At 37.8% G+C, this 7,542-nt stretch carries 5 protein-coding genes; all 5 read right to left on the bottom strand.

The window, feature by feature from the left end:
• Window positions 1-15: 15 nt before the first annotated feature.
• The 5 genes from E6139_RS14385 to E6139_RS14365 all read right to left on the bottom strand — a co-directional run bounded on the left by E6139_RS14385 (window position 16) and on the right by E6139_RS14365 (window position 7,540).
• Window positions 16-228 carry a hypothetical protein gene (locus E6139_RS14385; protein ID WP_316401828.1) on the bottom strand — a complete coding sequence of 71 codons (213 nt, stop codon included), beginning with the start codon at window positions 226-228 and terminating at the stop codon, window positions 16-18.
• A 21-nt stretch (window positions 229-249) separates the two neighbouring features.
• Complete coding sequence (locus tag E6139_RS14380; protein WP_316403777.1) at window positions 250-453, bottom strand: hypothetical protein; 204 nt, start codon at window positions 451-453, stop codon at window positions 250-252.
• Window positions 454-1,113: 660 nt separating this feature from the next.
• Window positions 1,114-2,133, bottom strand: a complete 1,020-nt coding sequence (locus E6139_RS14375; protein WP_316403775.1) for an acyltransferase — start codon at window positions 2,131-2,133, stop codon at window positions 1,114-1,116.
• Window positions 2,134-2,226: 93 nt separating this feature from the next.
• Entirely contained in the window at window positions 2,227-4,374 is a 2,148-nt protein-coding gene (locus E6139_RS14370) for a glycosyltransferase family 2 protein (protein WP_316403774.1), read from the bottom strand.
• A gap of 4 nt (window positions 4,375-4,378) precedes the next feature.
• On the bottom strand, window positions 4,379-7,540 hold the full coding sequence (locus E6139_RS14365) for a glycosyltransferase (RefSeq protein WP_316403773.1): 3,162 nt from the start codon (window positions 7,538-7,540) through the stop codon (window positions 4,379-4,381).
• Window positions 7,541-7,542: the final 2 nt, after the last annotated feature.

Here is a 7,542-nt window from a genome sequence, read left to right as displayed (position 1 = left end):
CTCAAAGTGTTTAATTTAGAAAATAATGGTCTCAATTGTTTCGACGTACTTAGCGGTTTCCACGGTGTGGAAGAGTTCCGCGCCGTCTTTCTGACAAAGTTTCACGTTCGTCATGCGTTCTAATAATCCTTTGATTTCGGTGCCTGTCTTCGTAGTATCTGGATCATTGAAGCTCCACATTTGATTTTTGCCAAAGCTGTTTTTAAAGGTTGCGACGATTTTTAACATGGACATTTATTTTTCCCCTTTCTATTTGGTGTAGCGTGATTGGCTGGTTAGAACCACGCCGTACAGCTCGCTGCCTTCTACCGATAGTTCCTTCATAATCTCGCCTAGCTCCAGAACTTTTTCTTCACTTGGCTCTTCGATCACATTCGCGAAGCTGATCTTCTTCACTTTTTCCCCACCTGCGTCGATCTCCACTTGTAGTTTGTTTCCGATGTGTTGAATCATTTGAATTCCTCCAATAAATTTTTTGTTCCGGCCGGTGACTAAAAGATAGCGGATTTTTCAAAAAAGTGCGAATCGCAAAATTGCAGATTCCCCCCTCAATTTTGCACATTTTGAGCGAAAAAAGCCGTTTTTAGCCCAAAATCGGTTAATTTGAGGGGGGCAAGTGCAAAATTGCGATTTGAAATCGTTTCCTATTTGGCTTACAATAAAGTGTTTGGTTAAAAGTGGTGATACTTCGTTATAAGCTGATAACTAGGAAATACTTTATCAACTAAGCTATAGCCAAACTATATTGAATATGAAAGAAACTCGACTGATTTTTTATAAGGTACTCAGACTTCCAAATCATTTATACTTAAGTGGATAGCGAATGGCCTTTAGTTACCCTAATTTTCACAGCTTTTACAGCACGAATATATTTACAATAAGTGTTATCTTTGAAAACTAAAAAAAGTATGCGACGCACAGAATAGCGCCGCATACACAACTAACTTTCATCCAGATTTGTCATCACCAACACGATTAGATGAGGTATGAGGTATCCTGAACTATGTAAAGCACCTTGAGCGCTACTTTACATATTTTGATTTTGAATTCTGAAATTATAGATCAAAAGAAAAATATTTTTCCTTTCGTTATAGCCAGACAATCGTAGGTCTTTTATCTCAGTAATAACGATCCAATTATTTTTGCAATCTGTTGCATAGCAAATGCTAACACTGTAGTCGCTAAAATAACCAAGCATACATATAATAAACGATTGTCGATAGATAATATGTCACTACGAAAAAATCGAATAAACAGACCCTGATATAAATACAGCTCAAAAGAAACTATTTTTATATATTGATATATCCAATTTTTAAAAGTAATTTTGTAACTAATGAACATTGCTAGCGAAACAAAAAAAAGAACAGATAACGATCGAATAACTGGGGAATAAGACAATTCATCAAGATAAAAAAAACTGCTAAATAGTATGGCAAACGCTAACGCAGATTTTCGATATTGACGAAAAAGAAAATCGGTAATTTGCTTTTCTTTAGTACTCCAAACTACTCCTAGTGGGAAACAAAAGACAGCATTTGTCCACCATTCCCCATAATTTAGACGTTTAGCCAGTACAATCGATATTATCACACTTAAAATTAGCAGTACAATCAATACTAAATCGTTTTTTCGAGAAATAATCGCACTAATGAAAAATGTCATGTATAGATAAATTATCATTAGAGCAAACCATCCGGTAGGTACAATCGGACTACCGTTTATTAAAGAAAAGATTGCATTACTCAAACTAAACTCTCCTATTATATTTCGATAAATTAAATAAACAATCATTGCTAAAATAAACGGTATCAAAATGCTCAAAATCTTTTTTTGAAGAAAAGTGTTTAAATATAGATTCCCTTTTTTCTTATATTGTTTTGTTAATCCGTATCCAGAAATAAAGAAAAAAAGACCTACTGCTAACCTACCTACGACAACCAAACGTGAAGCTAGAAAAGAATCTGGATACTCACTAAGTCCCTGTGATAAATGATGCATCATTACAAATATAACTGCAATTACTTGCAAATTACTGGTAGTTTGGATAGATAATTGCTGATTATTATAATCCTGATTTTGTTCACTTGTAAATGCAATAAAAAAAACAATAACTAAAAAAATAAAATCCATTTACGAAACACCCCTAACTTTACTAACTATATTGTAACAAAAAGTAGGAAATAAATTTAGATAAAATAAAAAACAACCGAACTTAATCGGTTGTCATAACTTTCCGACTCTCACCGAAAAATCTCCCCCAACTCTCGTCAAATTAGGATTATAATACGGATCATTCTCAATATATTTAGCCCAAGTGTCTTCCATATACTTAGTTTCTTTCTCAAATCGAGCTTGTTTTTCTGGTGTATTTTCGTAGCCTCGGGATTGGGACTCGAAGTGATACAACTCGGCACCATGCAGCCACACATTATCATGACCTTTTTCATATTCTCGCAAACATAAATCAACGTCGTTAAAGGCCACTGTCAGCTCTTCATCAAAGCCATTCAATTCAGCAAAATCTTTTGCGCGTATCATTAAGCAGGCGGCAGTTACCGCTAAGTAATCCACGTTGATTTCAAGTTTTCCAAAATAACCGAAATCTCCGCGTGGAAATGTATGGTGTCCATGCCCAGCAGCTCCACCCATTCCTAAGATCACGCCAGCGTGCTGGATTGTATTGTTTGGATAATACAATTTTGTGCCGACACAGCCGATACGTTCGAATTGGGCGAAGGAAACCATCTTGGTCATCCATTCTGGCGTAATAACTTCTGTATCATTATTTAGGAATAACAAATATTTTCCTTTAGCAACCTTTGCAGCTAAATTATTAATACGAGAATAGTTGAATGGTATGTCAATAGATTCAACAACAAATCGTTCTCCAAGTTGTTTTTGGTAATTCGCATAAAGCTCTTGCATCTCTGGCTGATCACTTCCATTATCTGCCATTACGATCTCATAATTTGAATATGTCGTTTTTTCGATAATGGAGTCTACACAGCGTTTTACATCGTCATAGCCATTGCGCGTAGGAATGATAACACTTACTAAGTCTTCAGATAATACTTTATAGTCGACATCATACAATCCATTTCCAGCCGCGTGATTGACTGTCGCTTCGATTCCACGACGTTTGATTGCATCTTGAACAGCTTTCAGTCCCGCATCGAAGGCATAGCTCTTCGTTGACTGATCAGCAGCAGTCGAGCTTGGTAAAATGCGCCAGTAATATAAAACCTGCGGAATATGCGCGATACGTCCAGCAGTAGTTTGCTCAGTAAAGCGTAGAACTAAATCATAATCCTGAGATCCCTCATATCCGACACGAAAACCGCCAATTTCCTTCATAATTGAACGACGATACACTCCTAAGTGAGAAATGTAGTTGGTTCCCAATAATAGATCTGGCGACCAATCAGGCTTGAAGGCTGGATCGAACCGTTTGCCGGCCATATCGATCTTATCTTCGTCACTATAAATCAGATCTAACTCTGAATTTTCATTCAAGCGTTTGGCTACTTCATACAAAGCGATTGGTGCTAACTCATCGTCATTATCCAATAACGCAACAAACTCACCTGTAGCAATTTCTAGGGCAGAATTGGTAGCTTTTGAGATATGACCATTTTCAGAGCGAAAAACAATTTTGATCCGTGAATCTTGTGCAGCGTATTTTTCCAGTAGTGGTCTGACTGTAGCATCTGTCGAGCAATCATCCGCCATACATAGTTCCCAATTTGGGTAAAACTGATTTTGAACAGACTCGATGCATTTCGCCAACCATTTTTCCTCTACATTATAAACCGGCATTAAAATTGAAATAAGCGGCTGGTAATCAAACGAAGTAATCTCTGCTTTAATTGAATTAATATCCCAATTCTCTTTTTCTTCAATCCATTGTTGATAGCTTTCATCCGATTGCTTGTTTTGCTCCAGCTTGATCCGACGCAACGTATTTTTTAACCCATTACGCTTTAAATACCCTAGCCCTTTACGTGCTTTGCCATATAATGCGTGAATTTGTGAAGGCTGTTTAGGCTCTTTTACAATATTTTCATTTGGCACAAATGACTCACTTTGAGTATCTTCAGCAAAATGAAAATCAAGCACAATTTTTTCGGTTGGATCAACCACTTCAATCAATAAATGAAAACCCATTTGCAGACTGGCACTCGTTTTGTGAGCAGCAGCTACATCTGAACGTGGGTAAAGCTCTGTTTTATCACTAGCAATGTTTTCTGAGTGAATCTCGATCATTGGGACTTCTTTTGAATCAAGATCAAGTGCCCAGCCTTTGATTTCTAATTGTTTGGTATCTGGATGATAACTGCATTGATCAATGCAAACTTGTTCATTTTTTGCCACGGGATTAGCCTCCTATGCTGAATTGATTTGGATTGATCAATGGATCATTCAATTCTTGAGAGTATTTCTTCGTTAAAGTGTCATATGCTTCTTTTTTTACATTGAAATGATTTTCACCAGGATAGCGTACTTCAAAATATGGATCAAAAATCAGTTTTTTATTCTGCTGTGCTAAGCGAATTGAAAAGTCGATTCCTTTAATTTGAGATGGCAAGTTGAGATCAAAACCATCAAGTTGTAAGAAATCAGTCCGGCGAATAATCCACGCATCTTCCGTTGCTGTATAAATCTCACGAGGCAGCGTTGGACGGAAATACGTTCCGATTGTTTTATTTGATAGACCTTGCTGCTCATATACGATTCGCTCATTTGCAGGATCGAGGATCACACCACAATTTAGAATCGCATCATCTTTACTAATGACTTTACCAGTAACCGCACCAACATTTGGTAAGCGAACAAAGTTCATTGCTTCCTTCAACCAAGTTTGCTTTGTTGGTATTAAATCTTCTGCCAAGAAAACTAAAAATTCACCTGCCGCTTCCTTAGCAAGGTTATTTTCATCTTTGTCAGAGAACATCCGAATGCGTTCATCAGTAATTTCTGAACTGCTTGTCAAGATCTCGAAATTAGACCATTCAGTCGCTAGAAGATCGCTCACTTGCTTTTCACTTGATTTGCCACTCAAAATGATCGAAACTTTGGGATCTGTTTCATATTTAAAATCGATCTTATAAGCCCCATAATTCTTCGTCATCGACACAACACCGTCAAGTTTACGACGGTCAAGCGCAGCTTGAACCGCATTTTGTCCAGCAACATAGGCGTATTCCTTGCTTTGAGGGTCCATAGCGACAGAAGTTTCGATCGTTCGCCAATGATAAAGAATGTTTGGAATATGGTAGATTTCCTTTGCCGCCTCAGTAGCTCGCAAAACAAAATCGTAATCTTGACTGCCATTGAACTCTGTGCGCAAACCGCCAACTTTTTCTATAATCGAACGTTTTACTACCACAAAATGGGTGATGTAGTTATGCCCCAGCAACAAAGTTTCATTCCAATTCGGTTTGAAAAATGGATCAAAACGTTTGCCGCTCATGGATAGCTTGTCCTCGTCAGTATAAATGAACTCACGATTTTGATCCTCATTCAGTGCATTCACAACAGCTAAAAGTGCAGTATCTGCCAAAATGTCATCATTATCTAAGAATCCGATATAATCCCCAGTCGCGATCTCAATTGCTGAGTTTGTTGCCTCTGAAATGTGACCATTTTTTTCCCGCAGAACGATCTTCACACGATCATCCGCAGCTGCTAACTCTTGAAGTAAAGGTTTGATATGGGCTTTTGGCGAAGCATCATCGGCCAAGCAAAGCTCCCAGTTGCCATAGATTTGATCTGTCAAGGACTGAACACAAGCCCGCAACCATTTTTCATCTACATTATATACAGGTACGACTAGAGAAATTTTCGGTTGGAAGGGCAAGTCCTTTGAAATCTCAATTAATTTTGCTCGGGTAGGTTCTTCAACCTTTGTCATCCACTCTTCATAATTAGCACTTTGCTGTTTAGAACGTTGGTAGTTTTTCAGAGCTCCCGAAATCCCATTCCGTTTGATTGATCCGAGTAAGCGACGAACCTTTCTTGTGACTGGTGTGCTTACTGGTTTAGCATTGCTTGCCACAACTGGATACAGCTGTTCCTGATCTGCGATAACGAACAATTTGATTGCATCGGTTACTTGCATATTTTTGATTGTCAAGATAAAGCCGAATTTCTCTGATGACGCAATGTCATAGACCTCATTTACATCAGGTCGATAGATTGGATTAACTTGCAGCTGATTCATGGATTCTGCTAATAAATACTGCAGTGGCATTTGGCTCGTTTCAGAAAAACCCCAGCCCTTAATGATTGCTTCATTTTCTGATTCATTATTTTCGATTGATTCGATCGTCAGTTTAATTCCTTCGATTTCGCCATTCGCCTGAATATAAGGAATATCTTTCAGTTGATAATGATGCTGATCTAAATAATTCAGCTTTAACGAAAGCAAACGATTTTTTTCTTTTTCATTCGCGACATCCTGCATCACCTTTACTTCAGATGAGAAGAACTCTTCTTCATTCAAGACGTTGACGTTCACAGTATACTCTTTCCCCGCAACAAGAGCTCCATCAATAATCACATAAGGCTCCTCTTTGACTTCAGGAAATAAAAATAAGTCTTCTTGATACCAGGAGGCATTCGTTTCTTCGATGGGGACCAGCTTATTATCAACAACAATCGAAAGCTGTACTGTTGCAGGAACTTTCCCAATCACGACCCGTAATTTCTCCGTATTCGCGGGTGCAAAGTGAGTTGTGACTTTATTTTCATTTGTCTGATTATTAAAGATATATGGCTTCACTTCGAATTTTCCATCAATCAAATAGGCTAATTGCACTTGCTTGTTGTAATTTGAATTGACTGGCTCAACTCGCTCAGGATCAGCTACTGGTTCCTTTCGCAACGCATAGAAATATTGATAAACTTCGCCAAACGCACGATTCTTGAAATCATAGCGAATCATATGCGGCAACTCATCATAGCTAGCTGATAGCTCATTCTGGCCAACTTGAGAATACGTGAAATCTTCACGACGAATTGATAACCCAATACGCTCGAATAATTCCTCAAATCCTTTTTGAGTATAGAAACTATTATGGGTTCGATCCAGCAGACCATATTGCTTCCAATCCAGCTTATTGTTGAATAAATCGATTAAGACTGAATTATGGGCTAGATTGGGAAAAGTAAGTAATATTTCACCGTTTGGCGCTAAAAATTTACTAGCCTCTTGTAAAGCTTTTTCCGAATCAATCAAATGTTCTAAAACATCAGCAAAGATAATAAAATCAAAGGTTTTACCAGCGAAATGGTCGTTCCATTTATACTCTTCAATATTTCCTAAAAAGCCGTCCTGGGCAAAGCCCATGACGTGCTCAAATAAGACCGGATCAAATTCAACGATCGATACTTCACATTTTTTTTCATTGATCAAATACTGAGTCATACGACCATTGCCGGGACCAAATTCTAAAACGGAAGAACCTTCAGTAATCTGACTGATGATTTTCCCCACACTCGTATGCTCTTCAAGAGACAAATCAAAATCATACTTCATAA

This window comes from Enterococcus sp., assembly GCF_032555305.1.
Classification (GTDB): domain Bacteria; phylum Bacillota; class Bacilli; order Lactobacillales; family Enterococcaceae; genus Enterococcus_A.
Note: the sequence above shows the minus strand (reverse complement) of the source record. Positions and strands in the feature narration are given on the sequence as shown.